Genomic DNA, 18,296 nt, shown 5'->3' on the forward strand with positions numbered 1-18,296 from the left:
TCAATGACGTGAAGGTCCCGTCGCCCGGCGCACCGCGGCGCAGGTCATCGGCCCGGACGGCCTAGAGTTGTCGGGCTGGTCGCACGGGAACGGAACGGAGCATCTGCATGAGCCTGCTTGGCACGATCACCTCGCCCGAGGACGTGCAACGGCTGACCCCGGGGCAGGCGCGCGAGCTCGCCGCGGAGATCCGGGCGTTCCTCGTCGACTCCGTCTCCCGCACGGGCGGCCACCTCGGCCCGAACCTCGGGGTCGTGGAGCTGACCATCGCGATGCACCGCGTGTTCTCCTCGCCCACGGACACCTTCGTGTTCGACACGGGCCACCAGTCCTACGTGCACAAGCTCCTCACGGGGCGCCAGGACTTCTCCGCGCTGCGCAAGCAGGGCGGGCTGTCCGGGTACCCGTCGCGCGCCGAGTCCGAGCACGACGTCGTCGAGAACTCGCACGCGTCCACCGCGCTGTCGTGGGGCGACGGCATCGCGAAGGCGAACGTCGTGCGCGGTCTCACCGACCGGCACGTCGTGGCGGTCATCGGCGACGGCGCGCTCACCGGCGGCATGGCCTGGGAGGCGCTCAACAACATCGCGGAGAGCCAGGACCGCCGGCTCGTGGTCGTCGTCAACGACAACGGGCGCTCGTACTCGCCCACGATCGGCGGCCTCGCGCACCACCTGTCGACGCTGCGCACCACGCACGGCTACGAGAGCTTCCTGCAGTGGGGCAAGCGCACCCTCAACCGGTCCGGCGCGCCCGGGCGGTTCGCCTACGAGTGGCTGCACGGCCTGAAGAAGGGCCTCAAGGACGTCGTCGCGCCCCAGGGCATGTTCGAGGACCTCGGCATCAAGTACGTCGGGCCGGTCGACGGCCACGACGTCGAGGCCATGGAGCACGCGCTGCGCCGCGCGAAGGCGTACGGCGCGCCCGTGATCGTGCACGCGCTCACCGAGAAGGGCCGCGGCTACACGCCCGCCGAGCAGGACGTCGCCGACCGCTTCCACGCCGTGGGCAAGATCCACCCGGAGACCGGGCTCCCGGTCGCGCCGTCGCGCTTCGGCTGGACGAGCGTCTTCGCCGACGAGATCGTCCAGATCGGGCGCCGGCGGTCCGACGTCGTCGCGATCACCGCGGCGATGCTCGAGCCGGTCGGTCTCAAGCCGTTCTCGCAGGCCTTCCCCGAGCGCACGTTCGACGTCGGGATCGCGGAGCAGCACGCCGCGACGTCGGCGGCCGGCATGGCGTTCGCCGGGCTGCACCCGGTGGTCGCGGTGTACGCGACGTTCCTCAACCGCGCGTTCGACCAGGTGCTCATGGACGTCGCGCTGCACAAGGCCGGCGTGACGTTCGTGCTCGACCGCGCGGGCATCACGGGCGACGACGGCGCGAGCCACAACGGCATGTGGGACATGGCGATGCTGCGCATCGTGCCGGGCCTGCGCCTGGCCGCGCCGCGCGACGAGGAGACCCTGCGGACCGCGCTGCGCGAGGCCGTGGACGTCGACGACGCCCCGACGGTCGTGCGGTACCCGAAGGGCGCGGTCTCGGACGCGCTGCCCGCCGTCGAGTCCGTCGACGGCGTGGACCTGCTCGCGGTGCCCGCGGGCGCGGGCGACGAGGCCGCCCCTGCGGCGGCGGCGCCCGGAAGTCCGCGCCGCGTCCTGCTCGTCGGCCTGGGCTCGATGGCCCGCGTCGCGCTCGACGCCGGGGAGTCGCTCACCGCGCACGGCGTCGACGTCACGGTCGCGTCGCCCACGTGGGTGCTCCCGCTGCCGAGCGCGCTCGTCAAGCTCGCCGGGGAGCACGACCTCGTGGTGACGGTGGAGGACGGCGTCGTGGACGGCGGGGTCGGTGCGCTGCTGGCCCAGCGGGCGCTGGAGTCGGGCGTGCGCACGCCCGTGCACCCGATCGGTCTCCCGGCGCAGTTCCTCGACCACGCCACGCGCGACCAGGTCGTGTCCGCGTACCGCCTCACCGGGGCGGACGTCGCGCGCGACGTGCTGGACGCGCTCGCGGCGCTCGCACGCGGCTGACGACCCCTGCCGTGCACCCGGCCCCCGGGTGCACGGCCCCAGGCATGCGGACGGCCCGCGGCGCAGGTGCGCTGCGGGCCGTCGCGTCGGTCAGGAGTGGGTGACCTCGACCGCGTGCTCGACGACGGCGCGCAGGTCGCCGCCGGACGCCGCGTGCCACGCGCGCTGCCGGGCGGCGCCGTTGCCCCCGGACCACAGGCGCCCGAGCAGCTCGGTCACCGCGTCCAGGTCTCCGGCGTCGACGAGCGCGTCGCGCACGTGCGCGACGAGCTGGCCCACGACGTCGTGCGCGGGGGCCGGGCGCCAGGTGAGGGGCGAGACGAGGTCCTCCTCGAGGCCCGAGCGGCCAGCGCGCCAGGACGCGGTGCGCAGGATCTCGGGCCGCAGCTCGGGCGCGGGCGCGCCGTCGGCGGACTCGCGGGCCGCCGTCTCGACGAGACCGCGGGCGAGCGCCGCGAGCAGCGTCGCGGTGTCCGGGTCGAGGCACACGTCCGCGACGCGGATCTCGACCGTGGGGTAGCGCGACGACAGGCGGGCGTCGAAGTAGACCATGTTCTCGTCGAGGATCGTCCCGGTCGCGACGAGGCCGTCGACCGCCGCGCGGTACGCCTCGGGCGAGCCGAACGCGCGCGTCGGGCCGGAGGTGGGCCAGCGCGACCAGACCTGCGACCGGAAGCTCGCGTACCCGCTGTCCTGGCCCTGCCAGAAGGGCGAGTTCGTGCTCAGCGCGAGGAGCGTCGCGAGCCACGGCCCGATCCGGTCGAGCACGGCGACGCCCTCGGTGTCGTCCGCGACGGCGACGTGCACGTGACAGCCGCTCGTCAGCTGCTCGCGCGCCGTGAGGCCGAACGCGGCGCGCGCCTCGAGGTAGCGCAGGCGCGACACGGTCGTGCCCTCGAACGGCAGGGGAGACGTCGAGAGCGCGGCGACGCGGGCCCCGACGCGGTCCGCGGCCTCCTGGGCGCGACGCCGGCCCTCGCGGATCTCGGTCGCGAGCTCGTCGATCTCGCGGCGCGGGTGCGTCGCCGTCTCGAGCTGCTCCTCCATGAACTCCGACTCCAGCGAGCCGGTGCCCCCGCCCTTGTCGTCCGTGCCGGAGGCCTCGAGGGCCTCGGCCGCGCGGGCGACGGGCTGCCCGTCGTCGCCGACGAGCAGGAACTCTTCCTCGACCCCTACGGTGCGTTTCACCCGGGCAGTCTCACACGGATGCGCGCGGCACGTCCGGCGAGCGTGTGACGCGCGCCCGTGTCGTGCGTCACGACGGCGGCGCGGGGTCCCCAGGGGGAGGGCCGGAGGGCTTGTGAAGGTCATCACAAGACCTCCTCGGCAGGGGTGTCGCGGGGGCGAGGAACCCCGGAATCCTGCCGTTCCTGCCGGGTCCCGCCCGCCTCGGGACCTAGGTCCCCAGGCGGTCCCGAACGCCTCCGCGGCGGGCTCCGGGAACCTAGCCTGGAGGTGGCGAAGGAGCCCGTCGGAACCTCGGCCGAGGGCCCCACCCGGGACCTCGCGAGGCCGGCGGGTCCGGCCGGCGCGCGGACCCGCGCGTCAGGCACGAGGGAGGTCCAGATGACCAGCGTTTCCGAGGCAACCGGCACGACGAGCGGCGGCCGCGCGACGGGGGCGGGCGCCGTCGACCCGCAGCGCGACACCGCGCACGTCCCTGCGTGGGAGGGCTTCACCGACGGCCCGTGGCGCGACACGGTCGACGTGCGTGACTTCATCCAGCGCAACTACCGCCCGTACACGGGCGACGCGTCGTTCCTCGCCGGCCCCACGGAGCGCACGACGGGCATCTGGAGCACGCTGTCCGCCATGTTCCCGGAGGAGCGGGAGATGGGGATCTACGACGTGGACACCCACACGCCCGCCGGCATCACGGCGCACGCGCCGGGCTACATCGACAAGGCGCACGAGGTGATCGTCGGTCTGCAGACCGACGCCCCGCTCAAGCGCGCGATCATGCCGAACGGCGGCTGGCGCATGGTCGAGGGCGCGCTGGAGACGTACGGCTACGAGGTCGACGAGACCCTGCGGAAGGTCTTCACCGAGTACCGCAAGACGCACAACCAGGGCGTGTTCGACGTCTACCCGCCGAACGTGCGCGCGGCCCGCAGCTCGCACATCATCACGGGCCTGCCCGACGCCTACGGCCGCGGCCGGATCATCGGCGACTACCGCCGCGTCGCGCTCTACGGCGTCGACGCGCTGATCGCCGCGAAGAAGCTCGACAAGCTCGGTCTCGACACGCAGCCCTTCAGCGAGAAGGTCGTGCGCGAGCGCGAGGAGCACGCGGAGCAGATCCGCGCGCTGGGCGAGCTCAAGGAGATGGCGGCCTCGTACGGCTACGACATCTCCGGCCCGGCGACGACGGCCCGCGAGGCCGTGCAGTGGCTCTACTTCGCCTACCTCGCCGCGGTGAAGGAGCAGAACGGCGCCGCGATGTCCCTCGGCCGCACGTCGACGTTCCTCGACGTGTTCATCGACCGCGACCTCGAGGCCGGCCGCATCACGGAGTCCGAGGCGCAGGAGATCATCGACGACTTCGTCATCAAGCTCCGCATCGTGCGGTTCCTGCGCACGCCCGAGTACGACGCCCTGTTCTCCGGCGACCCGACGTGGGTCACCGAGACGATCGGCGGCATGGGCGAGGACGGGCGCCCGCTCGTCACGAAGAACTCGTTCCGGTTCCTCCAGACGCTCTACAACCTCGGGCCGGCCCCCGAGCCGAACATGACGGTCTTCTGGAGCCCGGACCTGCCGCAGGGCTTCAAGGACTACTGCGCGCAGGTCTCGATCGACACCTCGGCCGTGCAGTACGAGTCGGACGAGCTCATCCGCCAGCACTGGGGCGACGACGCGGCGATCGCGTGCTGCGTGTCCCCGATGCGGGTCGGCAAGCAGATGCAGTTCTTCGGCGCTCGCGTGAACCTCGCCAAGACGCTGCTCTACGCGATCAACGGCGGCCGCGACGAGATCTCCGGCAAGCAGGTCTCGCCCGTGGCGGCGCCCGTCGAGGGCGACGTGCTCGACTTCGACGACGTCATGGCGAAGTTCGACGCGACGATGGACTGGCTGGCGGCGACGTACGTCGAGGCGCTCAACTGCATCCACTGGTCGCACGACAAGTACGCGTACGAGCGCATCGAGATGGCGCTGCACGACAAGGACGTGCTGCGGACCATGGCGTGCGGCATCGCGGGCCTGTCCGTCGCGGCGGACTCGCTGTCGGCGATCAAGCACGCGAAGGTCTCCGTCGTCCGCGACGAGCGCGGCCTCGTCGTCGACTACGTCACCGAGGGCGAGTACCCGACGTTCGGCAACGACGACGACCGGGCCGACGCGATCGCCGTCGACCTCGTCGAGCGGTTCATGGCGAAGGTCCGCACGCACCCGACGTACCGTGACGCGGTGCCCACGCAGTCGGTCCTGACGATCACGTCGAACGTCGTGTACGGGAAGGCGACGGGCAACACGCCTGACGGCCGCCGCGCCGGCGAGCCGTTCGCCCCGGGTGCGAACCCGATGAACGGGCGCGACACGCACGGCATGCTCGCCTCGGCGCTGTCGGTGGCCAAGCTGCCGTACGACGAGGCGCAGGACGGCATCTCGCTGACCAACACGGTCGTGCCGAGCGGCCTCGGGCGCACCAAGGAGGAGCAGGTCACCAACCTCGCCGGCCTCCTGGACGCCTACATCGGGTCCGAGGGGTACCACATGAACGTCAACGTGCTGAACCGCGAGACGCTCCTGGACGCCATGGACCACCCGGAGAACTACCCGCAGCTGACGATCCGCGTGTCCGGGTACGCGGTGAACTTCGTCCGCCTCACGCGCGAGCAGCAGCTGGACGTGCTCTCGCGCACCTTCCACGGCGCGCTCTGACGAGCGCTGAGGAGCCAGCCATGACCGTCACCCTTCCCGGCCCCGCCGTCCGCCCGTCGCGCGGGTGCGGCGTCGCCGGGGGCACCCTGCCCGACGACGCCACGCGCCTCGAGGTCCCGGGCGTCCCGACCTCCGCGGCCGAGCCCGCGGCGTCGGGCACGCCGGTGGGCCACGCGCGCCGGGCCGGCGCGGGCCTGGACGGGCTGACGGTCGCGGACGTGGACCGGGCCGACAAGCTCGCGGCGATGCGCGCGGGCGAGCTCGGCTCGGTCCACTCCTGGGAGCTCGTCACCGCCGTGGACGGGCCGGGGACCCGGCTCACCGTGTTCCTCAACGGGTGCCCGCTGCGGTGCCTGTACTGCCACAACCCCGACACGTTCGCGATGAAGGACGGCAGGCCCGTCACGGCGGACGAGCTCCTCGGGCGCGTCCGGCGCTATCTGCCCGTCTTCCGGGCCACCCACGGAGGGCTCACGCTCTCGGGCGGCGAGGTGCTCATGCAGCCCGCGTTCGCGGCGCGCGTCCTGCGCGGTGCGAAGGCGATGGGCGTGCACACCGCGCTCGACACGTCCGGCTTCCTCGGCGCGAACGCGACCGACGCGATGCTCGACGACACCGACCTCGTGCTGCTCGACGTGAAGTCCGGCGACCCGGAGACCTACACGAAGGTCACGAGCCGCGACCTCGAGCCGACCCTGCGGTTCGGGCGACGGATCGCCGAGCGCGGGCTCACCGGCCACGCGCCCGAGGTCTGGGTGCGCTTCGTGCTCGTCCCGGGCCTCACCGACGACCCGGACAACGTCGAGAAGGTCGCCGCGTACGCGGCGTCGCTCAACGCGATCCGGCCCGGCACGGTGACGCGCGTCGAGGTGCTGCCCTTCCACCAGATGGGCCGTGACAAGTGGGACGCGCTCGGGCGCACCTACGAGCTCGACGACACGCCCGCGCCGTCGGCCGAGCTCACCGAGCGCGTGCGCGGCCAGTTCCGCGCCCACGGCCTGACGACGTACTGACCCGACCCGCCGACGAGCGCCCGCTCGCCGAGACGTGAGAAGTGGCCCCGGACCGTCGTGCTCCCGGGGCCACTTCTCCCGTCTCGGCGGGTGCGCGCTCCCCGGGGCGGGGTCGGGTCGTAGGGTGCGCGGGTGCCTGCAGCGACCGTCGACGCCCACGACCCCCGATGGACCGACGCCGGGAGGCGGTGGACGGAACGCGTCGCCGCCGCGCTCGCCGACCTCGCGAGCCCCGACGGCACGAGCCCGGTCGTGGTCGAGCACATCGGGTCGACGGCGGTCCCCGGGCTCGCGGCGAAGCCGATCATCGACCTCCAGGTGCGCGTCGCGCCGCTGCCCTCCGAGGCGGAGCTCGACGCCGCGCTCGGGCCGCTCGGGTTCTCGATCGAGCGCGGCGCGCGCCCGGACTCGCCAGGCGTGTACCGGGACGTCCCGCGTCCGGGCGCCGACCCCGCCCCCGAGCTCTACGCCAAGCGACTGCTCACCCGCCCCGGCGACGAGGACGAGCCGCCCGTGATCCTGCACGTCCGGCGCCTCGACTCGCCGTTCGCGGCGTACGTCGTCGCGTTCCGCGACTGGCTGCGTGCCGTCCCCGCCGAGGCCGCGGCGTACGAGGCGACGAAGCGCGACCTCGCCGCGCGCCACGCGGACGCCGACGACTACGACGACTACACGCGCGACAAGACGGCGTTCCTCGACGCGGCGCAGGCCCGGATGGAGCGCTGGCTCGCCGGGCGCGCGAACGCTCCCGCCTGATCCCTGCACGGCGCCGCCCGCGCACTGATACCGTGGTGGTACCAAACGAGAGGAGCTCACGTGGCTATGACCTTGCGGCTCGACGACGACGCGCAGGCGGCGCTGGAGCGTATCGCCCGCCGCGAGGGCGTCTCCGCGAACACCGCCGTCGCGCGCGCGGTCGTGGAGTACGACGCGAAGCGGCGCGAGATGCGTGACCGGCTGCTCGCCGACATCGTGGCGGAGGACCAGGAGCTGCTCGACCGGCTCGCGCAGTAGCCGTGGTCGTCTACCTCGACGAGGACGACCTCGTCGCCGCCGCCACGGCGTTCCTCGGGCACCCGCCCGCCGTCCGCGACTACGGGCTCCTGTCGTCCGCACTGGCGCGTCCGGCCGCGTCGATGTACGGCGTCGAGGCCTACCCCGCCCTCGACGAGAAGGCAGCGGCGCTGCTTCTCTCCGTCACGAAGAACCACGCGCTGATCGACGGGAACAAGCGACTGGGCTGGGTCGCGGTGAGACTCTTCTACGCGCTCAACGGGGTGCGGCTCGCCATGCCGCAGGACACTGCGTACGCGCTCGTCGTCGGTGTCGCAGCCGGTGAGATCGACGACGTCGAGACCGTGGCGGGGAAGCTCGCGGAGCACGTCGTGCGCCGCGAGTCGTGACCGCCGCGAGCGGCGCGCTGCCCGACGTCGCCACCGCGCGGGCGGTCGTCGCAGACGCGGACGCCCTCGCCGCGCTGCTCGCGACCCTCTCCGCCGCGCCCGGGACGGCCCGCGAGCAGGTGCGCGCCGCGTTCGGCGACAGCCGCGAGGAGAAGGTCCTGGCGCGCCTCGACACCGTCGACGTCGCGTCGCTGCGCGACGTCACGCGCGAGCGCCTGCGGCTCGGGGCGCTCGCGGACGCGGGCGTGCGGACGGTCGGCGAGGTCGCGCGGCTCGGGCGCGACGGGCTGGAGAAGCTCCCCGAGATCGGCCCGCAGACGGCGACGCACCTGCTCGCCGCCGCCGAGCAGGTGGCGCGCGCCGTGCGCGAGAGCCTGCGCTTCCGGATCGACCTCACGCCGACGGACCCGGTCGCGACCGCGCTCGTCCAGGCGCTGCACACGCTCGACCAGGCCGACGCCGCCGTCGCGCGCTACGGCGACCAGGTGCGAGCCGCGCTCGCGGAGCACGAGCGCGTGAGCGCCGCCGCACTGGTCGCCGCGAGCGGGCCGCGCCGCCTGCTCGCGTGGGGCGAGCGGCGGCGTCGGGCCTCAGCCGCAATCACGGTGCTCGCCGTGGTCGCCGAGCGGGCGCGGGCCACCGGGCTCGCCGAGGAGGCGCGGCGCGTCGTCGGGCTGCTCGCCGAGCCCGAGCGCCCGTACGACGTCTGGGAGGACTTCCGGCGGCGGTCCGCGGCGTACTACGCGCTGCTCGACGGCGTCGCCCCCACGGGCCGCGACGTCGCCGCCGCGGCCGGGCACCTGCCCGCCGAGCTCGTGGACCGCGTGCAGACGCAGGCGCTCGACGAGTCGCTGCTGACCGTCTCGCTGCGCGGGTACCAGGCGTTCGGGGCCCGCTTCGCGCTCGCCCAGCGCCGCGTCGTCCTGGGCGACGAGATGGGCCTGGGCAAGACGGTGCAGGCCGTCGCCGTCGTCGCGCACCTGGTCGCCGGCGGCGCGACCCACGCGCTCGTCGTGTGCCCGGCGAGCGTGCTGGAGAACTGGGTGCGCGAGCTGCGCGCGCACGCGAGCCTCCCGGTGCACGCCGTCCACGGCGAGGACCGAGAGGAGGTGGCCACGGCGTGGCGCGCTGCGGGCGGTGTCGCGGTCGTGACCTTCGCGGGCCTGCGGCGCGCGGGGACCGAGGCGTTCGCGACGGCGGCGCCGGCGGTGCTCGTCGTGGACGAGGCGCACTACGTGAAGAACCCGCTCGCGAAGCGGTCGGTGGCCGTCGCGGCCCTCGCGCGGACGACCGAGCACGTGCTGCTGCTCACCGGCACGCCCATGGAGAACCGGGTCGAGGAGTTCCGCACCCTGCTGAGCTACCTCCAGCCCGAGCTCGCGGCACGCCTCGACGCCGCGCACGGCGCCGCCGGCCCCGACGCGTTCCGGCACGCCGTCGCGCCCGCCTACCTGCGCCGCAACGCCGAGGACGTGCTCGAGGAGCTGCCCGAGCTCGTGCAGGTCGACGAGTGGGAGCGGCTCGGCACGGTCGACGGCGCCGCGTACCGGGAGGCGGTCGCGGCGGGGTCGTTCATGGCCATGCGGCGCGCGGCGTTCGCCGTCGAGCACCCCGAGGACTCGGCGAAGCTGCGCCGGCTCGTCGAGATCGCGCGCGAGGCGGCCGAGAACGGGCGCAAGGTCGTGGTGTTCTCGTACTTCCGGGACGTCGTGGACGTGGTCGTGCGCGCGCTCGGCGACCTCGCCCTCCCGCCCCTCACCGGCTCCGTGCCTGCCCGCACGCGCCAGACGGTCGTCGACGACTTCACCGCGGCCGAGGACCCGCGCGTGCTCGTCAGCCAGATCGACGTCGGGGGAGTAGGTCTCAACCTCCAGGCGGCGTCCGTGGTGGTCCTGTGCGAGCCGCAGACCAAGCCCACGACCGAGGCGCAGGCCGTCGCGCGCGCCCACCGCATGGGGCAGGTCGAGACCGTCCAGGTGCACCGCCTGCTCACCGTCGACAGCGTCGACGAGCACCTCGTGCGGCTGCTCGGCACGAAGGCCCGGCTCTTCGACGCCTACGCACGCCGCAGCGCGCTCGCCGAGGAGGTCGCGGGCGCGGTCGACGTGTCCGAGGCGTCGCTCGCGCGCGCGGTGGTCGACGCCGAGCGCGCCCGGCTGTTCGTCGACCCGGCCGTGACGTCGGTCGAGGACGCGCCCGCCGAGCGCTGACGGGGCCCGGGTCCGCGCCGTCGTCGCGCTCGGCGCCGGGACGCGGCATAGCGTGGCGTCATGACCGAGACGGTAACTCTGCCCCCGCTCACCCCGCTGCGAGAGGACTGGTCGACGGCGCTCGCGGTCGTCGCGCACCCGGACGACATGGAGTTCGGCGCGGCCGCCGCCGTCGCGCGGTGGACCGCGCAGGGCAAGCGGGTCGTGTACTGCATGGTCACGAGCGGCGAGGCGGGGATCGACGGGATGGACCCGGACGAGGCGCGCCGCGTGCGGGAGGCGGAGGAGGTCGAGTCGGCACGGATCGTCGGCGTCGACGAGGTCGAGTTCCTCGGGCTGCCCGACGGCGTGCTCGAGTACGGCCTCCCGCTGCGGCGCGCGATCGCGGGGGCGATCCGCCGTCACCGGCCCGACGTCGCGATCACCGGGAACTACCGCGAGACGTTCCCGGGCGGGATGCTCAACCAGGCGGACCACGTCGCGACGGGGCGGGCCGTCGTGGACGCCGTGCGCGACGCGGGGAACCGGTGGGTGTTCCGCGAGCAGGTCGAGTCGGACGGGATCGAGCCGTGGGGCGGCGTGCGCCAGGTGTGGGTCGCCGCGTCGCCCGACGCCCGGCACGGCGTGGACGTCAGCGCGACCTTCGACGCGGGCGTGGCGTCCCTGCGCGCGCACGCCGCCTACCTCGACGGCCTCGGCTGGGAGGACTTCGACCCGGCGGCGTTCCTCGCGTCGATGAGCGCCCCGACGGGCGAGCGGATGGGCGTGGAGCACGCCGTAGCCTTCGAGGTCCTGCCTATGAACGGAGAGGACTGACTCACCCCCTCGGCTGGCCGCCGAGCATGCGGCTGTGGCCCGTCTAGAAGCGGGGACGGGCCACGACCCCATGCTCGGCGGAGCAGGGTTGGTCAGACGAGTGACGCCGCCGGGACGTTCGCGACGCCGTCAGGCAGGAACCGGCGGCCCAGGACCTTCTCGCTGTAGCCCGTGCGGTCGAGGTACGGCGTGATCCCGCCCAGGTGGAAGCCCCACCCCGCGCCGAGGATCATGCACAGGTCGATCTGCGACGGGCTCGCGACCACGCCCTCGTCGAGCATGAGCCCGATCTCCTGCGTGAGCGCCGTGAGCACGGAGTCGAGGACGCCGGCCTCGTCCAGCGCTCCGTCGCCGCCCGCCGTACCCGTGCCGAAGACCCGCTGGATCGCCGGGTCGACGGGCTTGGGCAGGCCCTTCGGCGCGTCGAGGACGACGGGGATCTGCTCGTCCACGATGCGCTGCAGGCCGGGCGACTCGGGGAACCGGTCGCCCAGGTCCTCGCGCAGCGACGTGAGGACGTGCAGGCCGACGGCCGGTCCGACGAGGTCGAACAGCGCGAACGGCGGCATCGGCAGGCCGAGCGGTGCGACGGCGCGGTCCGCGACCTCGACCGACGTGCCGTTCTCGACCGCCTCGACGATCTTGCCCATGAGCAGGATGAGCAGGCGGTTGACGACGAACCCGGGGCGGTCGGCGACGAGCACGGCCGTCTTGCGGAGCTTCTTCGTCATGGCGAAGGCCGTCGCGAGGGCGGCGTCGTCGGTCTTCGCCGCCTGGATGATCTCGACGAGGGGCATCTGGGCGACGGGGTTGAAGAAGTGCATCCCGACGACGCGCTCGGGGTGCTGCAGGTCGGCCGCCATCTCGGTGATCGACAGCGCGGACGTGTTGGTGAGCAGCACGGCCTCGGGCGACAGGACGCCCTCGAGCTCGGCGAAGACCTTCTTCTTGAGCCCGAGGATCTCCGTGACCGCCTCGATGACGACGTCGCAGCCCGCGAAGTCGCCGAGCTCGGTCGTGCCGTGCACGGAGCCGACGATGCGCGCGCCGGTGTCCGCGGACATGCGGCCCGAGCGCACGAGCTTCTCGACGGTGGAGCGGACGTAGCCGAGGCCCTTGCCGACGCGCTCCTGGTCGAGGTCGCGCATGACGACCGGCACCTGGAGGCGCTGGGCGAACAGCAGCGCGATCTGCGCGGCCATGAGCCCCGCGCCCACGATCCCGACGCGGGTGACGGGGCGGGCGAGCTTCGCGTCGGGCGCGCCCTGGGGCCGCTTGCCCTTCGAGACGAGCTGGAACGCGTAGACGCTCGCGCGCATCTCGTCGCTCATGATGAGGTCCGCGAGGGCCTCGTCCTCGGCGGCGAACGCCTCCTCGCGCGACGCGGTGCGGGCGGCGGCCACGAGGTCGAGCGCGCGGTACGGGGCGGGGCGCGAGCCCGCGACCACGGCGTCGAGGCGCTGACGCGTCCCGGCGACGACGGCGTCCCACACGGGCTGCGGGTCGAGCTCGCGCCGCTCGACGACGATCTCGCCGCGCAGCACGGCCTCGGCCCAGCGCAGCGAGGACTCGAGGAAGTCCGGCGCCTCGAAGAGCGCGTCGACGAGCCCGATCTCGTACGCCTCCTTCGCCTTGAACGGCTTGTTCGCGGCCGGGCGGGCGAGGATGACGTCCATCGCCTTCTCGACGCCGAGCAGGCGCGGCACGAGGTAGGCGCCGCCCCAGCCGGGGACCAGGCCCAGGCCGACCTCGGGCAGCGCGAGCGCACCGGCGTCGGACGCGACGGTGCGGTACGTGCAGTTCAGCGCGACCTCGAGGCCGCCGCCGAGCGCGACGCCGTTGACGAACGCGAACGTCGGCACGCCCATGTCCTGGAGCAGCGTGTACGCGGCGTGCCCGGCGCGCCCGAGGGCGAGCGCGTCGTCGCGCACCTGGACGGCCGCGGCCTGCGTGAGGTCCGCGCCCGCGGCGAGGAAGTACGGCTTGCCCGTGATCGCGACGGCGACGATCTCGCCGTCCGCGGCCCGGCGCCGCAGCGTCTCGAGGGCCGCGTGCAGCTCCGCGAGGCCCTCGGGGCCGAGCGTCGTCGGCTTGGTGTGGTCGAGCCCGTTGTCGAGCGTGACGAGGGCGAGCGTGCCCGTCCCGCCGGGGAGCGCGACGTCGCGCACGAGCGAGTGCGTGACGCGCTCCCCGCGCGCGGCGTCCTTCGTCGCGTCCGCGGAGGTGGTGGGCGTGGTGTCGGTCGGTGCGCTCATCGTCAGTTCTCCGCGGTCTCGAAGGTGTGGCCGGAGTAGTCGGCGTGGTGCGGGTTCTCCCAGATGACGGTCCCGCCCATGCCGAGGCCGACGCACATGGTCGTCAGGCCGTAGCGCACCTCGGGGTGCTGCTCGAACTGGCGCGCGAGCTGCGTCATGAGGCGCACGCCCGACGACGCGAGCGGGTGGCCCATGGCGATGGCGCCGCCGTACTGGTTGACGCGCTCGTCGTCGTCCGCGATGCCGAAGTGGTCGAGGAACGCGAGCACCTGGACCGCGAACGCCTCGTTGATCTCGAACAGGCCGATGTCGTCGATCGTCAGGCCCGCGGACGCGAGCGCGCGCTCGGTCGCGGGGACCGGCCCGATGCCCATGACCTCCGGGTCGACGCCCGCGTACGCGTACGCGACGAGGCGCATGCGCGCCGGGAGCCCGAGCTCGTCGGCGACGTCGCCCGCGGCGAGCAGGCACGCCGTCGCGCCGTCGGTCAGCGGCGAGGCGTTGCCCGCGGTGACCTTCCCGCCGGGGCGGAACGGGGTCTTGAGGTCGCGGATCGAGTCGACCGTGGTGCCGGGGCGGGGGAGCTCGTCGGCCGTGGCCAGGCCCCACCCGAGCTCGGTCGACCGGGTCGCGACCGGCACGAGGTCGGGGGAGATGTCGCCGTTCGCGAGGGCCTTGGCGTACTTGGCCTGGCTCGCGACGGCGTACGCGTCGGCACGCTCCTTGGTGAGGTGCGGGTACCGGTCGTGCAGGTTCTCGGCCGTCGCGCCCATGACGAGCGCGGAGGAGTCGACGAGGCGCTCGGCGACGAACCGCGGGTTCGGGTCCGACCCCTCGCCCATGGGGTGGTGGCCCATGTGCTCGACGCCGCCCGCGACGACGACGTCCTGCGCGCCCACGGCGACGTTCGCCGCGGTGGTCGTGACCGCGGTCATCGCGCCCGCGCACATGCGGTCGATCGCGAAGCCGGGCACCGACTTGGGCAGCCCGGCCAGCACGGCGACGCTGCGGCCGAGGGTGAGGCCCTGGTCGCCGGTCTGCGTCGTCGCGGCGAGCGCGAGCTCGTCGATCCGCTCCACGGGCAGCTCGGGGCGGCGGCGCAGCAGCTCGCGGACCGTCTTCACGGCGAGGTCGTCCGCGCGGGTCTCGGCGTAGATCCCGTCGGGGCGTGCCTTGCCGAACGGGCTGCGGACGCCCTCGACGAAGACGACGTCGCGCACGGGGCGTCGGCGTGAGCGCTGGGTAGCCGCCTGGGTGGGTGCCGAGGTGGGAGAGGGGGCCTCGTTGGCCACGGTCATGGCATCTCCATCCGATGCAGATGGTCGGGACGGCGGTGTCCGGAGCGGCACCGCTCGGGGGTCGTACGTGCGATACACGCTACCGCGGGTATCGGGAAAGCACGAGACCGATGCTACGACATGAAGAGACCCGGTATCGCATCGCGCGATACCGGGTCTCTTCGGGGTTCGGGGTGCTCGGGAGCCCGCGTCAGCGGCTCCCGCGGAGCTTGCGCACGACCTTCTTCGCGGTCGGCAGGCCCTTGTTCCACGCGGAGTACCACATCGAGAACGGCACGTCGACGCTGTGCACGAGCTCGTCGTCGTGCTGGGCGAAGCTGCGCTTGAACTCGCTGATCCCGTCGTTGAGCAGACCGTTCATGTCGTACCGGACCAGGCCGGCCTGCTGCGCGAGCGTGATCGCGTGCCACTTCACCGGCGCGTTCGCGCGCAGCTTGCGACCCGCGTCGTTGATGCCGCCGTAGAGCTCGAACGACGTCGTCGCCGACGACACGCACCACACGAACGACACCGGGGCGCCCTCGGAGAACGCGGCGACGAGCACCGAATGCTCGCCGAGCTCGCGGTGGATCGCGAGGTAGTACTCGTCGTCGTGCAGCGCGAAGCCCGCTCGCTCGGCGGTCTCGTGGTAGACGTCGAGCACCTGGCGCACCTCGGCCTCGTCCGTCACGCGCCGCACCTCGAGGCCGGTGCGCGCCGCCTTGCGGATGTCGTACCGCGTCGACTTGCCCATGGCCTTCGTCAGCTCGTCCTCGGACTTCGTGAGATCGAGGATCAGCGTCACCGGGTAGAGGATCGGGTTCGCCGCGGGGCGGGCGTCGGGCAGCGCGAGGTGCGTCCCGACCGGCCAGTCGGGCTCGATCGTGACCCCCACGCCGCCCACCGTCGTCTTGCACCACGCGACGACCGCACGGGTCACGGCGTCGCGCGTCGCGTCGTCGCCCACGCCCGGGCCGGCGCCCCAGCCGTCTCCCGCCGGCGCGATCACGGGCCCACGGGGCACGTGGCACAGCGCCTTGAACTGCGCCGGGAGGGACCGCACGAGAACCTGCGCCAGGCCGCGGACGCGGCCGTCGCCGTCCACCGCCTCCACGCGGTGCGGGGTCCAGGCGCCCGTGGCCTTGACCTCGCCCCAGCCCCACAGCTGCAGGGGGTGGCCGCCGAGCTCGTTCACCCGGGCGTCCCAGGAGGCTCGGTCGGTGACTGTCCGGATCGTCAGGTTCGCGTCGTGCACGCGGACGACCCTACCCTCCCGCTACCGCTCGCCGGCGCGCTCGAACGCGTTCGCGAGGGGCTCCGCGACGAGCCCCACCTGCCACTCGCGCGCCCCGCGGCCGCGCAGGAACGCGGCGATCCCTGCCGCGTCGGCGGGCTCCGGCGGCGTCCAGCACAGGCGCCGCAGGGCGTCGGGCTGGAGCACGTTCTCGACGGGCAGCGCGTACCGCTCGGCGAGCTCCTGCACGACGCCGCGCGCCGCGTCGAGCCGTGCCGCGGCGCCCGGGTCGCGGTCCGCCCACGCGCGCGGCGGGGGCGGGGCGTCCGTGCGCGGCCCGCGCGTGGTCGGCAGCGCGCTCGCGGGCAGCGCGAGCGCCGCGTCGACGGCCCGCTGCCAGTACGCCGCGCGACGGCGCGTGCCCTTGCCCGCGAACGGCGGCAGCTCCACGAGCTGGCCGGCCGTGCGCGGCAGCGCCTCCGCCGCGGCGACGATCGCGCGGTCGGGCAGGACCCGGCCCGGGGCGATGTCGCGGGCCCGGGCCGTCGCGTCGCGGGCCTCCCACAGGCTGCGGACCACGGCCAGGCGCCGCGGGTCGCGCAGCGTGTGCGTGCCGGACGTCCGACGCCACGGCTCGGGTCGCGGGGCCGGCGGCCCCGCGGTGCGGACGGCCTCGAACTCCTGTGCCGCCCAGTCCGCCTTGCCCGCCTCGTCGAGCCGCTCCCCGAGCGCGCGGCGCAGCGGGACGAGCACCTCGACGTCGAGCGCCGCGTACCGCAGCCAGTCCTCGGGCAGGGGCCGCGTCGACCAGTCCACCGCCGAGTGCTCCTTGGCGAGGCCGAGCCCGAGGACCTCGGCGACCACCGCCGCGAGGCCGACGCGCTCCATCCCCAGCAGGCGGGCGGCGAGCTCGGTGTCGAACACGCGGGCCGGGACGATCCCGTGCTCCGCGAGCCCGGGCAGGTCCTGGGACGCCGCGTGCAGGACCCATTCGGCGTCCCCGACCGCCTCGCGCAGCGGCGACAGGTCGGGCACGGCGACGGGGTCGACGAGCGCGGTGCCCGCGCCCTCGCGGCGCACCTGCACGAGGTAGGTGCGCTGGCCGTACCGGTAGCCGGAGGCGCGCTCGGCGTCGGCGGCCACGGGGCCGCTCGCGGCGGCGAACGCCTCGACGACGCGCGCGAACGCGGCGGGCGTGTCGACGACGGGGCCGACGCCGTCGGACGGCTCCGTCAGCGGGGTCACGACGGTCGGGGCGCGCTCCGCCCCGGGTGCGGGGTCGAGCGGAGGGGGAGCGGGTGCTGCGGTCGAGCTCATGAGCCCACGGTATTGCGTCGCGCGGGGGGTCGAGCACCGAGGGGGGTCACGCCCTCGGGCAGCGGCGGCAGCCCGGCGGCCGTGCACAGGAGCTGCGCCCACGCCGCGAGGTGGTCCCCGAGGTCGGCCGTGCCCGGGCCCGGCGCGACGGGCGTCCACGACGCGCGCATCTCGAGCTCGACGTCGTTGTGCTTGCCGGCCAGCGCCCCGAAGCTCTGCGACAGCACGCGCGTGACCGTGCCGCCCTCCGCGCGCACGACGGCGCCCGTGTCGTGCAGGGCGTCCTCGAGCCACGTCCACGCGACCTCGGCGAGCACGTCCTCCGCCGCCATCTCCGGCTCCAAAGTCGCGCGCACGAGCGTGACGACGCGGAACCGGCCCTCCCACGCCTCCTGGCCCGCCGGGTCGTAGAGGACGATGAAGCGCCCCGACGCGAGCTCGGGGTCGTCGGAGCGCGCCGCCTCGACCTCGCCCGTGAGCGCGACCGACCACGGCGCGATCCGGCGCGGGGCGGGGACTTCGCGCAGCGTCACCTCGGGCCGCAGCCGGCGCGCGCCCAGGGCGTCGAGGACGGCACGGAACTCCGGGGGAGCGTCGGTCCCGTGAGGGGTGGTCACCCCGGCACAGTACGAGCGCGAGGGGCGGGAGGGACGCACGCCGCGCGGGTGTCATCGAATCGTGATCCCGACTTCGTCACGATCCCTGCGGGTGACCGGATCGTGGCACCCCCGGGGCTCGACGGCGCCCGAGGACTAGGCTGGCAGCGTATCCATCCCCGGTGCACCCGGCCGCGCGCCCGCGCCCGGCCCGGTTCCGCGCCCTCCCGCGCGCAGCCGTCGTGCGCCGGGACCGACCCTCG

At 74.3% G+C, this 18,296-nt stretch carries 14 protein-coding genes; 8 read left to right on the forward strand and 6 right to left on the reverse strand.

Translation table 11 applies throughout. The features are described 5' to 3' along the window. Positions 1-107 precede the first annotated feature (107 nt). Positions 108-2,030, forward strand: coding sequence for a 1-deoxy-D-xylulose-5-phosphate synthase (gene dxs / locus MT994_RS12300; RefSeq protein ID WP_354806482.1), 1,923 nt, complete (start codon positions 108-110; stop codon positions 2,028-2,030). A gap of 90 nt (positions 2,031-2,120) precedes the next feature. On the opposite strand, the gene MT994_RS12305 is transcribed toward dxs, so the two are convergent. Then, complete coding sequence (locus MT994_RS12305; protein ID WP_228485322.1) at positions 2,121-3,218, reverse strand: glutamate--cysteine ligase; 1,098 nt, start codon at positions 3,216-3,218, stop codon at positions 2,121-2,123. A 378-nt stretch (positions 3,219-3,596) separates the two neighbouring features. Between MT994_RS12305 and pflB the strand changes: the two genes are divergently transcribed. From pflB to MT994_RS12340, 7 genes are all read left to right on the forward strand, one after another. Next, a complete protein-coding gene (pflB, locus tag MT994_RS12310) occupies positions 3,597-5,912 on the forward strand; it encodes a formate C-acetyltransferase (protein ID WP_194522567.1) in 2,316 nt (771 codons plus the stop codon). A gap of 20 nt (positions 5,913-5,932) precedes the next feature. After that, positions 5,933-6,925: a pyruvate formate-lyase-activating protein gene (pflA, locus tag MT994_RS12315; RefSeq protein WP_083711793.1), complete on the forward strand. Its 993-nt coding sequence runs from the start codon at positions 5,933-5,935 to the stop codon at positions 6,923-6,925. A gap of 132 nt (positions 6,926-7,057) precedes the next feature. Continuing rightward, entirely contained in the window at positions 7,058-7,681 is a 624-nt protein-coding gene (locus MT994_RS12320; RefSeq protein WP_021482861.1) for a GrpB family protein, read from the forward strand. Between the two features lie 60 nt (positions 7,682-7,741). Further along, positions 7,742-7,939 carry a CopG family transcriptional regulator gene (locus MT994_RS12325; RefSeq protein ID WP_108047630.1) on the forward strand — a complete coding sequence of 66 codons (198 nt, stop codon included), beginning with the start codon at positions 7,742-7,744 and terminating at the stop codon, positions 7,937-7,939. A 2-nt stretch (positions 7,940-7,941) separates the two neighbouring features. Further along, positions 7,942-8,328 carry a type II toxin-antitoxin system death-on-curing family toxin gene (locus MT994_RS12330; RefSeq protein ID WP_034652365.1) on the forward strand — a complete coding sequence of 129 codons (387 nt, stop codon included), beginning with the start codon at positions 7,942-7,944 and terminating at the stop codon, positions 8,326-8,328. After that, entirely contained in the window at positions 8,325-10,538 is a 2,214-nt protein-coding gene (locus MT994_RS12335; RefSeq protein WP_354806483.1) for a DEAD/DEAH box helicase, read from the forward strand. The genes MT994_RS12330 and MT994_RS12335 overlap by 4 nt, the downstream gene beginning before the upstream one ends. A gap of 60 nt (positions 10,539-10,598) precedes the next feature. Continuing rightward, a complete protein-coding gene (locus tag MT994_RS12340; protein WP_354806484.1) occupies positions 10,599-11,354 on the forward strand; it encodes a PIG-L deacetylase family protein in 756 nt (251 codons plus the stop codon). A gap of 92 nt (positions 11,355-11,446) precedes the next feature. Here MT994_RS12340 and MT994_RS12345 read toward each other — a convergent pair whose 3' ends face one another. The 5 genes from MT994_RS12345 to MT994_RS12365 all read right to left on the reverse strand — a co-directional run bounded on the left by MT994_RS12345 (position 11,447) and on the right by MT994_RS12365 (position 18,054). Continuing rightward, a complete protein-coding gene (locus tag MT994_RS12345; protein WP_354806486.1) occupies positions 11,447-13,609 on the reverse strand; it encodes a 3-hydroxyacyl-CoA dehydrogenase NAD-binding domain-containing protein in 2,163 nt (720 codons plus the stop codon). A 2-nt stretch (positions 13,610-13,611) separates the two neighbouring features. Next, positions 13,612-14,907, reverse strand: a complete 1,296-nt coding sequence (locus tag MT994_RS12350; protein ID WP_051028501.1) for a thiolase family protein — start codon at positions 14,905-14,907, stop codon at positions 13,612-13,614. A gap of 190 nt (positions 14,908-15,097) precedes the next feature. Continuing rightward, on the reverse strand, positions 15,098-16,141 hold the full coding sequence (locus MT994_RS12355) for a peptidoglycan bridge formation glycyltransferase FemA/FemB family protein (protein WP_228485323.1): 1,044 nt from the start codon (positions 16,139-16,141) through the stop codon (positions 15,098-15,100). Positions 16,142-16,162: 21 nt separating this feature from the next. Continuing rightward, positions 16,163-17,437 (reverse strand): ribonuclease D, encoded by a 1,275-nt coding sequence (locus MT994_RS12360; RefSeq protein WP_354806487.1) that lies wholly within the window; start codon positions 17,435-17,437, stop codon positions 16,163-16,165. Beyond that, positions 17,434-18,054: a DUF3000 domain-containing protein gene (locus tag MT994_RS12365; protein ID WP_034655857.1), complete on the reverse strand. Its 621-nt coding sequence runs from the start codon at positions 18,052-18,054 to the stop codon at positions 17,434-17,436. The genes MT994_RS12360 and MT994_RS12365 overlap by 4 nt, the downstream gene beginning before the upstream one ends. Positions 18,055-18,296: the final 242 nt, after the last annotated feature.

The organism is Cellulosimicrobium sp. MI9406 (genome assembly GCF_040595865.1).
Classification (GTDB): domain Bacteria; phylum Actinomycetota; class Actinomycetes; order Actinomycetales; family Cellulomonadaceae; genus Cellulosimicrobium; species Cellulosimicrobium funkei.